This window comes from Parabacteroides sp. PM6-13 (assembly GCF_029892605.1).
Taxonomy (GTDB): Bacteria; Bacteroidota; Bacteroidia; order Bacteroidales; family Tannerellaceae; genus QVMG01.
On the sequence record NZ_JARXWF010000010.1, the window covers coordinates 88,308 to 103,878 of the forward strand.

Sequence of the window (15,571 nt, forward strand, 5' to 3'; positions counted from 1 at the left end):
CTACGGTGTTCCAAGTCGAAATAGATAAAAGTTCCGGTTTTTGTTTTGGTGTCGTAACGGCCATCGAAAGTGCCGAGCGCGAACTGAAAAAGGAGGCTGTGCTCTACTGCCTGGGGGATATCGTGCATAACAACCTGGAGGTTGAGCGCCTGAAAGCAGAGGGCTTGCGTACCATCGATCATGCGGCACTTGCCAATCTACAGGGCGAAAAGGTATTGCTTCGAGCTCATGGCGAACCGCCTTCTACCTATGATTTAGCACGGAAAAACAACATTACGATCATCGATGCCACCTGTCCTGTCGTGTTACAGCTGCAACGGAAAATACATAGTTGCTACCTCCGATCGAAAAACAACCACAGCCAGTTGGTGATATACGGCAAAAAGGGACATGCCGAAGTGAACGGACTGGTTGGCCAAACAGAAGGGACGGCTATTGTCGTGGAGAACATAGACGACTTGGACAAGCTGGACTTCACCAAAGACATCATCCTATTCTCGCAGACAACGAAGTCATTGGATGGATTTCGCACTATCATCGAAGAGATCCAAAAACGAATTGACGACAAGATGACATTCGAATACTACGACACCATCTGCCGCCAGGTAGCCAACCGTCTGCCAAATATCAAAAAGTTTGCAGCCAGCCATGACTGGATCTATTTCGTGGCCGGGGTGAAGAGTTCCAATGGACGTGTCTTGTTTGAAGAGTGCCTAAAGGCAAATCCGAACACCCTATTCATCACCGAAGCGCGAGAGATTACCGAAGCCCTGCCGCCGGAGGTCAAGAGCGTAGGCGTATGCGGAGCTACCTCTACGCCCAAATGGCTGATGGAAGAGGTGGCAAACAAGATACATGATATCAATAAAAATTCTTAATTTTGCCGCGAACCAAAAAACAAGATGCGCTATGTCTACAGTAAAGTGTATTGGCATTTTAACCTCCGGAGGTGATGCGCCGGGCATGAACGCCGCCATACGTGCCGTAACCCGTACGGCTATTTATCAGGGTATGAGTGTAAAGGCTATTTATCGTGGCTACAAAGGATTGATCACAAATGAGATTGAGGATTTCAAGACTCAGAATGTAAGTAATATAATTCAACGAGGTGGAACGATATTGAAAACCGCCCGTAGCGAAGAGTTTCGTACGCCCGAAGGGCGCAAACTGGCCTACGAGCGATTGCAAGAGCATGGGATCGATGCCTTAGTGGCTATCGGTGGTGATGGAACGCTGACCGGTGCCCGCATATTCGCACAAGAGTTTAATTATCCGATCGTCGGCCTACCGGGAACCATCGACAATGACCTCTACGGCACCGATGTGACCATTGGCTACGACACAGCCCTCAACACCATTATGGAGTGTGTCGATAAGATCCGCGACACAGCCACTTCGCATGACCGCTTGTTCTTCATCGAGGTGATGGGACGCGAAGCCGGATTCCTGGCGCTCAACGGAGCCATAGCTTCCGGAGCGGAGGCGGCTATCATCCCAGAGATATCCATCGAAAAAGACCAACTGGCGGAAATGATCGACAACGGCTTCCGAAAATCCAAGAACAGCAGCATTGTATTGGTGGCAGAGAGTGAGATCACAGGAGGCGCCATGGGCGTGGCCGAACGTGTGAAGAAAGAATATCCGCAGTTCGACGTACGTGTGTCTATCCTGGGACACTTGCAACGCGGAGGTTCTCCGACAGCGCGCGACCGCATCCTGGCAACCCGTATGGGGGTGGCAGCCGTCGACGCGATTCTCGAAGATCAACGTAACGTGATGATTGGGATACAAAATGAAGCGATCGACTACGTGCCCTTCTCCAAGGCGATCAAGAATGTCAAAGTCATCGACCGTGAGCTATTGAATACATTGCGTATTTCATCTATTTAAAAGGGAAATAGATACTAAAAAAGACCTTAATGGCATATTGTCCATTAAGGTCTTTTTTTATAAGAGCAAAGCTCCCTATTCTTTTATAAAAACACTAAAGTTCACCGACCCATAAACCCTGCGCTGGTTGTAATAAGGCAGCTCCGAGAAGTCATACTCTTTGGGATGTTCCATCACGAAGATCCCTTCGGGGCGAAGCAGATCTCTGTCGAGTACGATCCGGGGGATATCTGCCAATCCCTCCAACTTATAGGGCGGATCGGCAAAGATAAGGTCGTAGCTCTCTGCCTTCGTGCGCTCCAGAAAACGGAAGGCGTCACCACGGATCAGCGAGAGATGCTCCTCTTTTAATTCCCGGGCTACCTTCTGGATGAAGTTGGCATGCGCGTTGTTCAGCTCTACCGCTGTCACCCGACGGCAACCACGCGACAGGAACTCAAACGATATGCTCCCGGTTCCGGCAAAAAGATCAAGGGCATCCAACTCGTCAAAATCGACCAAATTCGACAAGACATTGAATATATTCTCCCGGGCAAAGTCGGTTGTTGGCCGGGCACTGAAACTCGAGGGGACGGAGAAACGCCGTCTGCCATATTTACCACTTATGATTCGCATAGGCTTAAAGCTATAAGATCGATCGGAGTATGGGCAATTTCATCACCCAACAAATAGATATCGGAGGGGATTCCGCCCGCCTCTGCCTGCCTCAGATAGGGAGCAAGCGCTTCCAGCAACTCACTCTTCGCCTGTCCCTCCTCGCCGTCGCCATACAAGAACAGCTGATCCGTATGCTGATCCATACCCGTAGCGCGCCAGATCGACAAGAGATAATAGAGCATATCCTGTACATTACCAACCGATAGGGTATTGGCAAACACCAATTTATCCTGCCGATAGCAACAGACCGTGATCCGACCGGAAGAAACAACCGCGTACATATTGGCCGTAGCGGAGGCCATACTCTGCTTTTTCCAGAAAGGGATCAATAAAGAGAGCGAATGAACAAAGGTGGGAGCAATAAAGGAGCGGGCACAAAACTCATAGGTGTCATTGTCGATCCCGTAAACAAGCCGCATATCCTCTTCGCTTACCTCATCGTGGAGACATCTGCTTTCCGGTCGGGAGAAATGAAAAGAGAGGAACTCCTCCTGTTGTTTCTCATCGAATACCCTGCCGGGCACCATCGTATACTGAGGAAAATCCACCACGATATACACCTTTCGATAGGACCAGGTCAGGAAATCATGCGCGTAAAAAAACTCTTTGAATGCCTCTCCGTAAGACAAGGCATGGTTGAACTCTGCCCGGCGGATAAAGAAACTACCCGGAACAAAGGGGATATAAGCGGAAAAAGAAAGTCCATCCGGTTGGAGCCGGATGGACATTATATACTTATCCGAATGGTTTATTGTCAACGCATCAGGAACGCTGATAAGCATAAGAAATTAGAGATTTTCCCAGTTACCTGCGCTGTTATTAACTTCTTCCAATGATCCTACGCGAAGACCCGGATATTTACCTTGCTTTTCAGCTTTATCGATCAGGTTATAGCGTTGTTGGGCATCCATTTCTGTCAAATAATCTTTGAACAATACGCCACATTCAAACACTTTGATCTCGTAACCTGTCGGAGAGGTCAGCGTAGCTGTGTCCATATTGAACTCAATGCGGTTACCCGGAACAGCCGGTACATAACGCATATTAGCTACGTCATATCCTTTACCTAACAAGGTGTCTTTAGCAAGCACCCACATCGTGTCACGACGGATCAAACCTTCTTTAACAGCTTGTTGCTCTGTCATCCCTTTTTCAAGTTGTTCGTCTGTCAAAACACCTTCTTTCACGATAAAAGGAAGCTGCTCTTCGTTCAGGAATTTCTCCAGATCAGCAAAAGAGCCGGCATGTGTCTTGTGAATATTCTTGTACTCAATCTGAACCTTACGGATATCGACCAAACGTGCGATAACTTCTTTATCACGCGCATCCTTTTCCTTATTAAATTCAATCGGTCCTGTGATACTCTTCACACACATGTAAACAAGCAGGAACACTGCTAAAGTCAGTAAAATCTTTAATGCAACTTTCATGGTTTGTATAGTTTTTTGAATTTATTTCGTCCGGCAAATATAAAAAGAATATTTAATACCTTACCTTTATCCCTCAAATTATTGCTTATAAAATGATAAATAGTTATTTAGGAAAACAAATCTCTGTTAATTTCCCCCACACTCCGACCCCCAACCAGAGCCATGCGATAGAGATCCTTGTCGATTTCCTGCAGTCTACCCAGCCTAACGGACTCCTCTTATTCAAAGGATATGCCGGGACGGGAAAGACTTCACTGATAGGCGCTCTGGTCAAAACACTGACCGAACTGAAGCAAAAAACCGTACTACTGGCACCCACCGGACGGGCGGCAAAAGTGTTCTCTGCCTACGCCAACCACAAGGCGTTGACCATCCATAAAAAGATCTACCGCCAGAAGACATTCTCGCCCGATATGTCCGGCTTTCAACTGGCGCAAAACCTACACCGCGATACCCTTTTTATTGTCGACGAGGCTTCGATGATCACCAACGAAGGGATCGACTCGCACCTCTTCGGCGAAGGGCGTTTACTGGACGACCTGATCCGGTATGTCTATGAAAATGAGAACGGACGGTTGATCCTCCTGGGAGACACCGCCCAGCTCCCGCCGGTCATGCAAACGGAGAGTCCGGCGCTCAACCGCCTGGTGTTGCAGGGATACAACCTGGAGGTGAGCGAGATACAACTCACCCAGGTCGTGCGCCAGGCCGATGACTCGGGCATCCTCTACAACGCCACCCGCCTGCGCGACGCTCTCTCCGCGCATACCGTGGAGATCTTCCCGCGCCTACGCCTGGGATTTGCCGATTTCCGGAAGATAAACGGCATGGATCTGATCGAAGAGATCTCGTCGGCCTACTACCGCGAAGGCAGGGAGGAGACGATTGTCATCACCCGTAGCAACAAGCGGGCGACCATCTACAACAACGGCATTCGCAACCGCATCCTCGACCGCGAAGAGGAGCTCTCGGCGGGCGATTTCCTGATGATTGCCAAAAACAACTACTTCTGGACAGAAAAAGAGAAGATCGAATCGATGGATTTCATTGCTAACGGAGATATCGTGGAGGTGCGCAGGGTGCGCAAGACCTATGAGATGTATGGCTTCCGTTTTGCCGACGTGGAGGTGCGCTTCGCCGACTACGACCTGGAGATGGAGATACGGATCCTGCTCGACGCGCTTCAGTCGGAGGCCCCGGCGCTCACCCGCGAAGAGAACGACCGGTTGCTCCAGGCTATCCTGGAAGATTACGAAGATATCCCTCGTCAAAGCGATAAGATGAAACAGCTCAAGAGCGATGTCTGGTACAACGCCGTACAGGTGAAATATGCCTATGCGATCACCTGCCACAAAGCGCAGGGCGGACAATGGAGTCATGTATTCCTCGACATCGGCTATGTGACCGAAGAGATGTTGGGCGAAAACTTCTACCGCTGGTTATACACCGCCTTCACCCGTGCCACCCATTGCCTTTGCCTGGTGAACCTCCCCAAAGAGTTTGAGGAAGAGATCCCGGCGAAGGGATAGCCTGCTGAAATCAGACGGGGAGGCATCCCTCCACCACCGCCTTTTCCGTTCTTTCGAATGTCTCGGCAAAAGATTGCCCACTGACGGGAAACGCAGGATGGATCGTAAGGATCAATTCATTTCCCAAGCCCACCGGGAAAACACCCCAGCGCGTCATCTTCCAGGAATTATTGATCGTCACAGGAACCATATAGGCCGAAGGAGCATACTTACACAGAATCTTCAGTCCATTCTCGGCAAACCGGCGGGGTTTACCCGTCTTGCTTCTTGTCCCCTCCGGAAAAATAACAGCCGCGCGGTTATTGGCTTCAATATATTTCCCCAACCCGGCAATCGCCGACAAGGCCTGCTTCGGATCTTTTCGGTCGATCACTACCGATCCCCCATGATTCAGATTATAGGAGATGCTGGGGATATATCTGCCCAACTCTATCTTGCTGACAAATTTGGGATGTACCCGGCGCATAAACCAACCGATGGTGGTGATATCGTACATGCTTTGATGATTCGCAGCAATGATAAGAGGCACACCCTGCGGCAGGTTCTCCAGATGTTCAATCCTGTAACGCGTCCCTAACAGATAGGTATTAATGACCAGAAAGAAATTCAACAGATCAACACTCCACTTATGTGCTTTATAACCAAACAGATTGAAACAAACCCATTGAAGGGGATGAAAAACCAGTAAAATACTGAAAAACAACAAATAATAAATAATCGACAACGGAACAGACAATATCTTTTGCATACAGTAGTATTTGTAATGTATAAAATAGAGGTGCAAAGATAGTGAAAACTGAGTGCAATCAAGCTTGCTTGAAGATTACCCGGACGTATCCTATCTTGCCACTTTTTTTCCATCCCTCCTTGCATAAACCGATTTTATGTCGTAATATTGCACCCGATTTCAGAACAACCTTCTGATCCGGTCCTATAGCTCAGTTGGTTAGAGCACCTGACTCATAATCAGGGAGTCCCTGGTTCAAGCCCAGGTGGGACCACTACCTAAAAATGAAGCACTTACAGAAAGATCTGTAGGTGCTTTTTGTTTAGGGTTTGCACACGATTTGCACACAACCATTTTGGGTAGAATAGGGTAAAGGAATAGAAAAATGTATCTTTGCTGAAAAGAAAACTATCACTATACAAAAGTATCATGGCTGTACGCTGCGAGTTTATCGATATCATTATCCCTATTGTAAACATCAATAGAGTTTACGAAGGAGGTTATAAGCAATTCTTAGAAGATAAAGGTGGTCTATCCGGTATTGAATGGGATGATGGCATTTTGTACAGAACAGGGTCGATGGGCAGCGATGTCGACTATCGACTAAAGCCATGGAACAAACTGGGATTAGTTGGTTGGAATGGCGAAAAATATGTGGATTATTGTATTTCCGAGCATATTTTTGGCGGAATAAAGCCAGAAACATGTGATTGGCTCATCACATATGAGACAATAGCTTACTACAAACCTTGTATAAAGCCGGAGAAACCCATAGAATTTCCTGCAATGCAAGGAGGCATTGAATTTACCTCTGAAGAGAATTGGGAACAATTTCAGCAGGCACTGTTTGACAACAAGCCAGACTTTGCCTACAAGGTGTTACAAGCTATGCGCCAAGAAACTGAGTCATATCGCAAAACGAAAGATGAAGATAAAAAATTAAAAAGCATAGAAGCCCCTACCCCTGTTGATGAAACAGCAGCTAATGAGTATATAAATAAAGCGTTACATCATCGACTTCATAAGCGATTTGATTTAGCTCAAGCAAATTATGAAAAAGCATTATCCTTAAAACCTCGCAACTTTAACATTGTTGCTTTCAATGAAGAAGACATATTTGTGTATGGGACGTTTGGCGGTCTTGCACATGGAACATTTGAATATTTCTCCAATGACCGATTACATATAGATATAAGACTCAGCCCCTCAAAAACAGCAAATCCTGACACATTCATACTTATTGAACCCAAGGAGTTACCTTTCTTTTTTAAGAAGCAGAATCTGACCGAACCTTTAGCTAAACGATTCTACAATATAGCAAAATTCTGTTTCCTTTTTGCGACAAAGGTATTAAGGAGAAACCCCAAGACTTTAGGCGTATGATTGATCATACGAGGTAGTGCCACATCGTAGGGAAGATGACTAACAATCTCACATGAGCTTTACATTATCCTAATTTGCCTTAAGTACAATAATATAGAAGAATAAATTCGATATATGTCGCATAATCGGTAAATATATGATATAATGTGTATATTTGTGCTAATACATATCATAATGCCTTATGAACAGCCTCTACAACTTGAACAGAGAAGAGAATGCTCCTAAGATACTGGAACATGACAAAACAGAGTATACATATTCATATCTCCTCACAAACAACGTTTCATCTCTTTATGCATACCCTGTCATTAACCATGGAGATGAATGGTATCGCTCTGCTTCTTGTATACCTTATGACGGTACACCTTTTACAATTGAAAATGATGTAGTAAAAACAAGTTCAAGCGATCCTACAGGAGTTTTATTGCGCTATCTAACAGGAGATCAATTTTGCTCTGTCTATTGTTATAATAAAAACGGATGGGGTTCTTCGCATGATCGTATAGTGTTTTTTAAGGATTTTGCACTAGATTGCATTATAAATCGTTTTCCTGAGGCTATAGGCGCTTTCACTATCATTACTAAAGAAATTGGGGGAGGCAAACGAGAATTCAGTTTTACTTATATTATTACAAATAAGGCAAGTGTATCTCAGTATACTCCAAGCTTCTTCGCGATGGATTCTTATGCTAAATCAAATTCCGAAAATCTGATAAATCTGCGTCGGACAGATATTCTCTTGTTCATGCTGTCAGAGTGTTTTGGGTATTCAATAGAAAAAATGAGCTCTATATCCTTTGAGTGGAATTGTTTTCAGAACCTTGAAAACTTACATCCTAGGCAATATGATACACTAAATTACCTATACCCCAGAAATTATCCATCAAAACGTCCCTTGAAAGAGCTCTTTTATACGGAGTTTATTAGTAATGCTGTATGTGTTGCAAATGTCAAAGTCTATAATTATGGGCTGTATGCTGATTCTGTTGATAAAAATATCAATCGAGTTTTGAACTACATTATTGATTTTCCGGATTTCATAACAGATCTTCCACCAAAACACTATAGTCATGTCTCTCGTGCATTGTATTTTGCAGCTACTCACTTTAATGACAAGAAAATTAACGAATACATTTTCGCTTTTGCATATTACTTGCTATCAAAAGCTGCCGAGCATACGAATTTGCCTTATTTTATATTTCTGAGATGCGATCTAATTAATGAGCGTTTAGAGGCGGCACACTCCGCAGCCAGGAAAATATTTCCCACAGACTCATCTAACTCTATAGAAAACGTCGTTGATTACTGCTTATTAGCCGACTATTTGTTGATTAAATTGCATGATCTGCCATTTTTTAGAAATTCAGATGATATAACTATCCGATGCGAAGCACTTCTTAATCGTAAATTTATGGCTGGGACAGACTACAAATACATCTACGATTTACTCTCAGTAGAACAAAGTTCTTTCATCTCCAAATTGAATCTATCAGTAAATAAAGGAGAATTTGTGGTTCAAAAATAGCTACAAAGAAGGATATAGATATATTATAAAAGATATTTAAAGTCAACTAATACACAGACATATGGATAATTTAACAATCATAAAAAAAGACGAGAAAGATCATATTTTATTTGAATGCGGCTTGGGAAACATCCTTCTTGAAACGGTTGATATGCAAGGTGAAAAGCTCGTGGTCATGGATATTTATTTCCCGCAGCGAAGCAGGCTATATTATGGTGCAATGGATTTTGCTAACGATATTAAACGCCTTGATTTTTACATGATCATAAACCAGAATAACATCGATTTAGCAATAAATGCATATTTCGATAATCACTTTGAAGAATATAAACGATTTGTCGATGTAGACATATATAGAGATGTTGCGCTAATGACTTACTATGTCGATTTATACAGCATTCAAAGGGCTAATGAAGGCTTAGACGATAGTGAAAAAATAAGTTTTTCCACAACTTTGGCAGAAAATTTGAAGTCTTTTTACAAAGACCATTTTTATCTCACAAAATATAAAATGACAGAAGGTATTCCTCAGCCTTATCTTGAAAAATACATCAGTATTAATGCGCCTTTCAAAGGTCATTTATTCACATCATGGATGTATTTTGGCGATGATGCAAAGGCGGCAGGTTATCCAACGTGTTGCGCTTCATATAAAATAGACGAAAACACTGAAATCGTCATAGGAACAGCGTATAGTGAATCTCCAAAAGATTTCATTTCTAAAAACCAACTCAATACCTTTATTATAGATGAGAACATCCCCCCTCTGAAAGATGGGAATAGAATATTTTATTTCGCAAAAAAAATATAGCATCTACCCTCTATATTGACGATAGATACCTATTTTCTATAAATATATCTCTTTGGGAAATTTGAAGTATACAAATAATTAGGTAACAATACCAAAAAATGCTCGTTACATACTCAATTTGATACTGTTAAAACCAATATGGACTAACAGTTTCATAATAATCTTCCAAATTACCCATCTCTATATCAACATCATTTGATGCAGACATGACCTTATTCATCAGATTTACCCATGCTTCATTTGCATTGCTTTGAGCAAATTTGCCTTGAGAATATGCAGCTTGAAATTCTTTTTTCAAAATCGCATAATAGGCTAATTGAATATAAAAAACGCAACTATTGTCATTTGAATTATTGGATTTCGAGTAAATATCGCCTTTTTTTGGTCTAATGAATAATTTCTTAGAAAAAGCCTGAAATAGCATTGCTAATTCTTGACCATTAAAAATCAATTTCTTAACTTTCATAACATATCGCATTAAATTTGTAAAACATATTGTATTTATTGATTTCAGTAATATCCACTTATAAATCGGAAGTTTTTTTACTCGCAATACCCTTACACTAACAATTTAAATCCATTAGGGGCTTTTCGTGAATTTTTCTTATTATAAGGGCAAATATATAATATTGCTATCTGCTTTTCATTCGCAAAAATCTTATATCCATCAATGATTGAGGTAATATTGGGGGAATTCATTGAGCCAATTCGTTTATAGGATACCTTAATTCCTTCTAATGTCCTAAGCCTTCCCAAGTATGAAATGCTCCCATATACAGTGTTAACAGGTATTGGATTAGTAATTTCAAGACCAAAATCCCCATAGCCCTCAGACATAACATCTTCTTCCGTTCCAACCCCTTCTGAATTCATTTTTGACATCAATTCGAATAATTCTTTTTGTTCTTTCATACCTGGAATCTCCATAAGTTCGTCGTAAAGCGTTTTCGGCTTAGTCTTGAGTTTGAAAAAGAAGAGGACTACTGCAATAAAAGCAATGACAGCGAAAATGATAAATACTACATTCATATTCTGTATGAGTTATTATGTTCGTCTGTAAAAATACTAAAACATTTGTAAATCAGATCACTTTACACCCCCAACCCTTTGTTTCTACCTATCTCGGGCTTCTGCTTAGGCTTAATTCCTAACGCTTCCCTAAACTCATCGTACTTCTGCTTGAACCATTGGGCAAGACTGATTCCATTAAGAAGTAACCGAAAGCTGCTCAGTGTTCCTGTACCTTTATCAAACCGTACCTCTGCATTATTGGCAGCGAATCGCTGGCTGTGTTCGGTAGAATACAATTCGCCAGTAAAACGGACGGGTCTCATATTAATCAGGTCTTTGGCCTGAGTGTTTGAAAAACCTATCTTCTGGCAATATTCTCCCCATTTGATAAGCGTAGGTGTATCAGGCAGCCAGTCATGAATTTTGTGTATTTCTGCTTTTAACTGCATTGTTTCTTGTTGTCGTTCGCTTCGCTCCTTACTGATCGTTTGGGTAAGTCCGTCAATATCTTGCTGTAATTCATACTTCTCGTGTTTCAGGCTCTCAATCTCCTGTTGTTGCCGTTTTACTTTGGAAGTACCGACAAGTGAGCCTATGCCTTCAATAATATTAGAGCCAACATTGGCAGCTTTATTCTTAAACTCCTCGGTTTTAAGTTGCCCTTTTACTTGATTGAGGCTCTCTTCTGTCTTTTTCAGTTCGGACTCTTTCTGCTGCTTTTGTTCCTCTGCTTGAATGGATTTCAGTTTGGCTTCCTGTTCCTTTTGTTTGAGTTCCTCAATGCGTTGCCGCTTGGCTTCTTCTACCGCCAAGAGCTGTTCTATATTTATCTGCAAGTTATTACTCTCTATCGTTTGGTTACGATAGTGCTCCGTTAGAGTTATATGTCGGGCATCCGAACCTTTTATACCTCGCTCTAATCCATATTTTGCCATAGCTTCGGCATATGTATCTTGATATTCTATCAACTTTTCCCTTGCCATAACATCGTCAACGCATAAGCGTGGTCTGTTCGGGTCTTTCTTCTTGTATGTGCGTTTGGGCTTTTCATTCGCCTTCTGCGCCAGATTGTCTTCTTCCTGTTTCTTTCCCGGCTTTTTCAGCCTTCGCTCACCCCTTACTATCGGAACAATAGAAGCGTGAATATGCGGAGTAGTTTCATCCATGTGTAAAGTGGCGGCAACAAGATTAGCTTCTCCGAATGTTTTCTTAAGATAATCCATATTATCCCGACACCAGTCATCCAATCTGTCTTCGTTTTCTATCCGTTTCATATCTTCGGGGCTACCGGAGATCATAACGCGGATTACTTTTACCTGATTCTTGCCAATCTGACGTTTCAACCCTGCGGTATCTAATCTGTGCTGAATAGCTTCCGTCCGGTTTTTTATGCCATCAGGAAACTCAACGAGTTCTTTATTCAAATGTATCCGTTCAGGATCAACATTTGGATGTATTACTTTTCGCTCGATATGGTCTGTCATGGCAGACTCATTCCCGGGCGACTTATCTAAATGGAAAACAACATATCCCATGATAATGTCAATTAAATTGTTTGAAATTTAGCTTGTGGGAATCACACCTGCCGATAGAAAATACCGGCAGGGAGATGATTCGCACATTGAATAGTCGCTAAAAGCGACTGCGGTCGAGAGACCGCTAAGGGAGATTCCAAAGGGGGAAAACCTTTGGCTTATTCGGGAATTTTTAGTGATAGTGCAACGATAGCGTAAGAAAATTCCCTAATAAGCTATGGCTTTTTTAAAAAGCCCTTGGGATAGCTGCGGCAGATTACATTCTTAGACCTCTGCCTGGCTTCTTTATTATGGTTTGCCTTGGAACGGAACGATTGCATAAATAGTCGTTCAGGTCTTTATACTTTGCATAGTGTGCAGACTGGTCTATGACCTCTTTGCAGACCGAGCGTAAACTCTGAACAGCTCGTTTCCCGGCTTCATCGTTATCAAGGAATAATGCTACAGATTTGTATCCGGCAAGCCTGTTTTCCACTTTTGGTAGGTTCACCAATGAGTTCAAAACGATGGTATCTACCGGAGAGCGTTGCCAATTCTTTATCGTCAGGAATGAGAGATAATCCATAAATCCCTCGAATAGTTGGCAACTGCTTTGCCCAGAGGTATGTGAAGTAATATCTTTAGAGGTGCACCCCTTGAAATATTTACTCCTTAGTTCATATCCTCCGGCATCGTTCTTAAAGCCGATAGCAAAATAAGGTTTATCGTTTACCGAATAATAAACTTCCTCACAATTTGCCTTTGCGATGTCGGTAGAGATTCTTCTCTCTTTCAAGTATTCCAGTAAAGCTGGATTAGCCAACGGCTGTATCTTACGAATAACTATCTCTGATTCTCGCTTTTCCGGCATAGAAATATCTTTCCTATAAAAAGAAAAAGAACCTTCTTCAAGCCTTTGGGCTGCTTTGGCAAAAGAACAGCCCTCTAAACGTGATACCAGGTTAACTATATTTCCACCAAGACTAAGCCCATGATCAAACCATAGGTTCTTTACATAGTTCACACTTAGGCTTGCCGTTGTCTCTTTTCTAAAAGGAGACAGAAACATCCCTTTCTGATTATTCTCTCTTACGGGGTTGAGTCCCATTCGTATAAGATACTCCCGTATACTTATACCCATTATATCGTTACTTACCATAATTAAAATGTGTTGTTGTTTTGTGGTGAAATAGAAATAAACATCTGTTGTATAGTTAATTACTCGCCCAACAAATTCACAACAAACCAAAATATCGTTGCAGGTTGTTCACAACAATGATTATTTTGTTGTGCGTTTGTTGTGTTGTTGTTGGAATAGTATACTCTTTGATTATCATTGACTTAAATAATAGAGTAACACATTACAACAGAATTTCATCAATAAGCCCTCGTTTTATTTCCAAGTACCTTCCTTTTCTTTTCATAGGAATGAGATTTCCTTCTATTCCTATGTAGTAGAAAGTATAATCACTGTTTTTATCAGAGCGAAGTCCCCAGCCATCCTTGAGAATGTTTCGTATTTGAGTTATATCGGCTTTAAGTCCGGCATCACGAATCGTATCCATAAAGTCTTTAGGGCAGCAAAACATCTTATCCTCTCCGAGCTTATCCATTACATCCGAGCAATAAGCGGCTATCTCAGCTTCAATCTTGTTGGTATTATATTTCTTGATTTTGAGAAGAGCCGGTGTTTCCAATAGAGAAGGATTAAACCACATACGGGATTCATTCTTTGTGGATAGCTCCCTGTTTAGTAAAAAGTGAAGAAAATGAGGAATCTCCTTCATCATAAAGCTTCTTAGGTAGATATTATCCTTTTCTATCGGATTTATCTTGCGTACCCAGAACCTTACCTCTTCCTTTGGAATGATGATCGGATTCCGTTCGTTATTAGAGCAAAGGACAAACTTGGCAAAGAACTCTATCTCTTTCCGGTCTTTTCCTTTGGCTTCGATCTTATAGTCGCCTGCTGTTGATAGGTTTTTTATCTTTTCGGTGTCCTCCATCTTGTTCAATAGAAGCTCATCCACCAACACCAACAATCGATGCGCCCAGTCTGCGTTAAACTGGCTACGAAAATCTTCATTTGAATTGAAGGTGGCGTTCTTCCCGAATATCATCTTTAAGAAACGAAGGAATGTCGTCTTACCGGTATTCCGTTCGTTGGATACCAGTAATAAGATAGGAAGCATTTGAGTAGGTTTCATGTAGAGGATCTGCAGATAATCCAAACCAAGTTCCAGCTGTTCTCCGAATATATGTGTAAGAAATGAGCGTATATACGGAAAGTCCCCTGCTGTTGTGATGTGATTAATGGGTTCATACTGATTAAGATATTTCCCATGTACCTGTTTATAGTCGATATGGTCGGGAATAATACAGAAGCCATCATACTTATCTATCTCCGGTAGGTTGTTCTTACCATAGTCTTGCCGAAGTGTTTCATAACTCCACGGAATCTTCTCCTCGATATAATCGCCACTGATAAGAGGACGATACACAGTTTTATACAGCGTGGTGCCAACCCTTAGAAACTTTTCTGCTGCGCTTTCTTTTTCTTTCATAGTCACACTCCTCCTATCTTTTACGTTTGGCACTCTTGGCAAGTGTAAGATTGACCGATGCAATATGTTCCTGATGGGATTTGGTTTGACTATCTGCCCATAGGATGAGTTCTTTCCTTGAAAAAACGAGCTTGTTACCATACTTACGAAAAGGCATAGAGCCGGTAGATGTAAGTTTGTAGATTTTTGCTTTGGAAGTAGGATATCCATACTCTTCAAGTACTTGGATAGCAGTATCCAATGTTATTGTATCGGGAAGCTCTTTTGGGGTAGATAGCACCGGAAAAGCCTTGGATACCTCTTCGCTGATGATCGCCCGAAGTTCCTCGGACGTAGTTAGAATAATGTTTGTCATAACTATGCTATTTATAAATGAATAATTAGCTGTCGTCACAGCGTTAATTATCAATTGATAGCACAAAGTAAAAACAGATATAAATAGTGATAAAATGAGGAATGGCTTTACACAGGGTAGACAAATACTACAATTTCGATGCAAAATGCTACAACTATAGAAGAGAGATAACATC

Annotated in this window: 16 protein-coding genes and 1 tRNA gene; 7 read left to right on the plus strand and 10 right to left on the minus strand. The window is 42.2% G+C overall.

Going from position 1 to position 15,571, the window contains the following annotated elements; genetic code table 11:
* Window positions 1-5: 5 nt before the first annotated feature.
* On the plus strand, window positions 6-878 hold the full coding sequence (locus M2134_RS10600) for a 4-hydroxy-3-methylbut-2-enyl diphosphate reductase (RefSeq protein WP_280750677.1): 873 nt from the start codon (window positions 6-8) through the stop codon (window positions 876-878).
* Between the two features lie 31 nt (window positions 879-909).
* Window positions 910-1,890, plus strand: a complete 981-nt coding sequence (gene pfkA / locus M2134_RS10605) for a 6-phosphofructokinase (protein WP_280750678.1) — start codon at window positions 910-912, stop codon at window positions 1,888-1,890.
* 75 nt (window positions 1,891-1,965) lie between these two features.
* Here pfkA and rsmD read toward each other — a convergent pair whose 3' ends face one another.
* From rsmD to M2134_RS10620, 3 genes are read right to left on the minus strand one after another with little or no spacing between them, the layout of a single operon-like run.
* Entirely contained in the window at window positions 1,966-2,505 is a 540-nt protein-coding gene (rsmD, locus tag M2134_RS10610; protein WP_280750680.1) for a 16S rRNA (guanine(966)-N(2))-methyltransferase RsmD, read from the minus strand.
* Entirely contained in the window at window positions 2,493-3,329 is an 837-nt protein-coding gene (locus tag M2134_RS10615; RefSeq protein WP_280750681.1) for a DUF3822 family protein, read from the minus strand. The genes rsmD and M2134_RS10615 overlap by 13 nt, the downstream gene beginning before the upstream one ends.
* Window positions 3,330-3,335: 6 nt before the next feature.
* Window positions 3,336-3,977 carry a hypothetical protein gene (locus M2134_RS10620; protein ID WP_280750682.1) on the minus strand — a complete coding sequence of 214 codons (642 nt, stop codon included), beginning with the start codon at window positions 3,975-3,977 and terminating at the stop codon, window positions 3,336-3,338.
* Between the two features lie 92 nt (window positions 3,978-4,069).
* Between M2134_RS10620 and M2134_RS10625 the strand changes: the two genes are divergently transcribed.
* Window positions 4,070-5,506, plus strand: coding sequence for an AAA family ATPase (locus tag M2134_RS10625; protein ID WP_280750683.1), 1,437 nt, complete (start codon window positions 4,070-4,072; stop codon window positions 5,504-5,506).
* A gap of 10 nt (window positions 5,507-5,516) precedes the next feature.
* Here M2134_RS10625 and M2134_RS10630 read toward each other — a convergent pair whose 3' ends face one another.
* Window positions 5,517-6,254 carry a lysophospholipid acyltransferase family protein gene (locus M2134_RS10630; protein ID WP_280750684.1) on the minus strand — a complete coding sequence of 246 codons (738 nt, stop codon included), beginning with the start codon at window positions 6,252-6,254 and terminating at the stop codon, window positions 5,517-5,519.
* Between the two features lie 179 nt (window positions 6,255-6,433).
* On the opposite strand from M2134_RS10630, the gene M2134_RS10635 reads away from it, so the two are divergent.
* The 4 genes from M2134_RS10635 to M2134_RS10650 all read left to right on the plus strand — a co-directional run bounded on the left by M2134_RS10635 (window position 6,434) and on the right by M2134_RS10650 (window position 9,952).
* Window positions 6,434-6,507, plus strand: a tRNA-Ile gene (locus M2134_RS10635).
* Between the two features lie 155 nt (window positions 6,508-6,662).
* Window positions 6,663-7,616, plus strand: a complete 954-nt coding sequence (locus M2134_RS10640; protein ID WP_280750685.1) for a hypothetical protein — start codon at window positions 6,663-6,665, stop codon at window positions 7,614-7,616.
* 181 nt (window positions 7,617-7,797) lie between these two features.
* On the plus strand, window positions 7,798-9,141 hold the full coding sequence (locus M2134_RS10645) for a hypothetical protein (RefSeq protein WP_280750686.1): 1,344 nt from the start codon (window positions 7,798-7,800) through the stop codon (window positions 9,139-9,141).
* A 61-nt stretch (window positions 9,142-9,202) separates the two neighbouring features.
* A complete protein-coding gene (locus M2134_RS10650) occupies window positions 9,203-9,952 on the plus strand; it encodes a hypothetical protein (protein ID WP_280750687.1) in 750 nt (249 codons plus the stop codon).
* 127 nt (window positions 9,953-10,079) lie between these two features.
* On the opposite strand, the gene M2134_RS10655 is transcribed toward M2134_RS10650, so the two are convergent.
* The 6 genes from M2134_RS10655 to M2134_RS10680 all read right to left on the minus strand — a co-directional run bounded on the left by M2134_RS10655 (window position 10,080) and on the right by M2134_RS10680 (window position 15,396).
* Entirely contained in the window at window positions 10,080-10,418 is a 339-nt protein-coding gene (locus M2134_RS10655) for a hypothetical protein (protein WP_280750688.1), read from the minus strand.
* Window positions 10,419-10,510: 92 nt separating this feature from the next.
* Entirely contained in the window at window positions 10,511-10,981 is a 471-nt protein-coding gene (locus M2134_RS10660) for a hypothetical protein (RefSeq protein ID WP_280750689.1), read from the minus strand.
* A gap of 62 nt (window positions 10,982-11,043) precedes the next feature.
* Entirely contained in the window at window positions 11,044-12,498 is a 1,455-nt protein-coding gene (gene mobV, locus M2134_RS10665) for a MobV family relaxase (protein ID WP_280750690.1), read from the minus strand.
* Window positions 12,499-12,754: 256 nt separating this feature from the next.
* Window positions 12,755-13,636 (minus strand): toprim domain-containing protein, encoded by an 882-nt coding sequence (locus M2134_RS10670; RefSeq protein ID WP_280750691.1) that lies wholly within the window; start codon window positions 13,634-13,636, stop codon window positions 12,755-12,757.
* Window positions 13,637-13,838: 202 nt separating this feature from the next.
* Entirely contained in the window at window positions 13,839-15,041 is a 1,203-nt protein-coding gene (locus tag M2134_RS10675) for a primase-helicase family protein (protein WP_280750692.1), read from the minus strand.
* Window positions 15,042-15,054: 13 nt separating this feature from the next.
* Window positions 15,055-15,396, minus strand: coding sequence for a DNA-binding protein (locus M2134_RS10680; protein WP_280750693.1), 342 nt, complete (start codon window positions 15,394-15,396; stop codon window positions 15,055-15,057).
* Between the last annotated feature and the right edge of the window lie 175 nt (window positions 15,397-15,571).

What these genes read in the sequence shown, in the direction of transcription:
- M2134_RS10655 (WP_280750688.1), bottom strand. Translation starts at nt 10,418, where the DNA reads ATGAAAGTTAAGAAATTGATTTTTAATGGTCAAGAATTAGCAATGCTA.
- M2134_RS10625 (WP_280750683.1), top strand. Translation starts at nt 4,070, where the DNA reads ATGATAAATAGTTATTTAGGAAAACAAATCTCTGTTAATTTCCCCCAC.
- M2134_RS10650 (WP_280750687.1), top strand. Translation starts at nt 9,203, where the DNA reads ATGGATAATTTAACAATCATAAAAAAAGACGAGAAAGATCATATTTTA.
- M2134_RS10620 (WP_280750682.1), bottom strand. Translation starts at nt 3,977, where the DNA reads ATGAAAGTTGCATTAAAGATTTTACTGACTTTAGCAGTGTTCCTGCTT.
- M2134_RS10645 (WP_280750686.1), top strand. Translation starts at nt 7,798, where the DNA reads ATGAACAGCCTCTACAACTTGAACAGAGAAGAGAATGCTCCTAAGATA.
- M2134_RS10630 (WP_280750684.1), bottom strand. Translation starts at nt 6,254, where the DNA reads ATGCAAAAGATATTGTCTGTTCCGTTGTCGATTATTTATTATTTGTTG.
- M2134_RS10615 (WP_280750681.1), bottom strand. Translation starts at nt 3,329, where the DNA reads ATGCTTATCAGCGTTCCTGATGCGTTGACAATAAACCATTCGGATAAG.
- M2134_RS10660 (WP_280750689.1), bottom strand. Translation starts at nt 10,981, where the DNA reads ATGAATGTAGTATTTATCATTTTCGCTGTCATTGCTTTTATTGCAGTA.
- rsmD (WP_280750680.1), bottom strand. Translation starts at nt 2,505, where the DNA reads ATGCGAATCATAAGTGGTAAATATGGCAGACGGCGTTTCTCCGTCCCC.
- M2134_RS10670 (WP_280750691.1), bottom strand. Translation starts at nt 13,636, where the DNA reads ATGGTAAGTAACGATATAATGGGTATAAGTATACGGGAGTATCTTATA.
- pfkA (WP_280750678.1), top strand. Translation starts at nt 910, where the DNA reads ATGTCTACAGTAAAGTGTATTGGCATTTTAACCTCCGGAGGTGATGCG.
- mobV (WP_280750690.1), bottom strand. Translation starts at nt 12,498, where the DNA reads ATGGGATATGTTGTTTTCCATTTAGATAAGTCGCCCGGGAATGAGTCT.
- M2134_RS10675 (WP_280750692.1), bottom strand. Translation starts at nt 15,041, where the DNA reads ATGAAAGAAAAAGAAAGCGCAGCAGAAAAGTTTCTAAGGGTTGGCACC.
- M2134_RS10640 (WP_280750685.1), top strand. Translation starts at nt 6,663, where the DNA reads ATGGCTGTACGCTGCGAGTTTATCGATATCATTATCCCTATTGTAAAC.
- M2134_RS10680 (WP_280750693.1), bottom strand. Translation starts at nt 15,396, where the DNA reads ATGACAAACATTATTCTAACTACGTCCGAGGAACTTCGGGCGATCATC.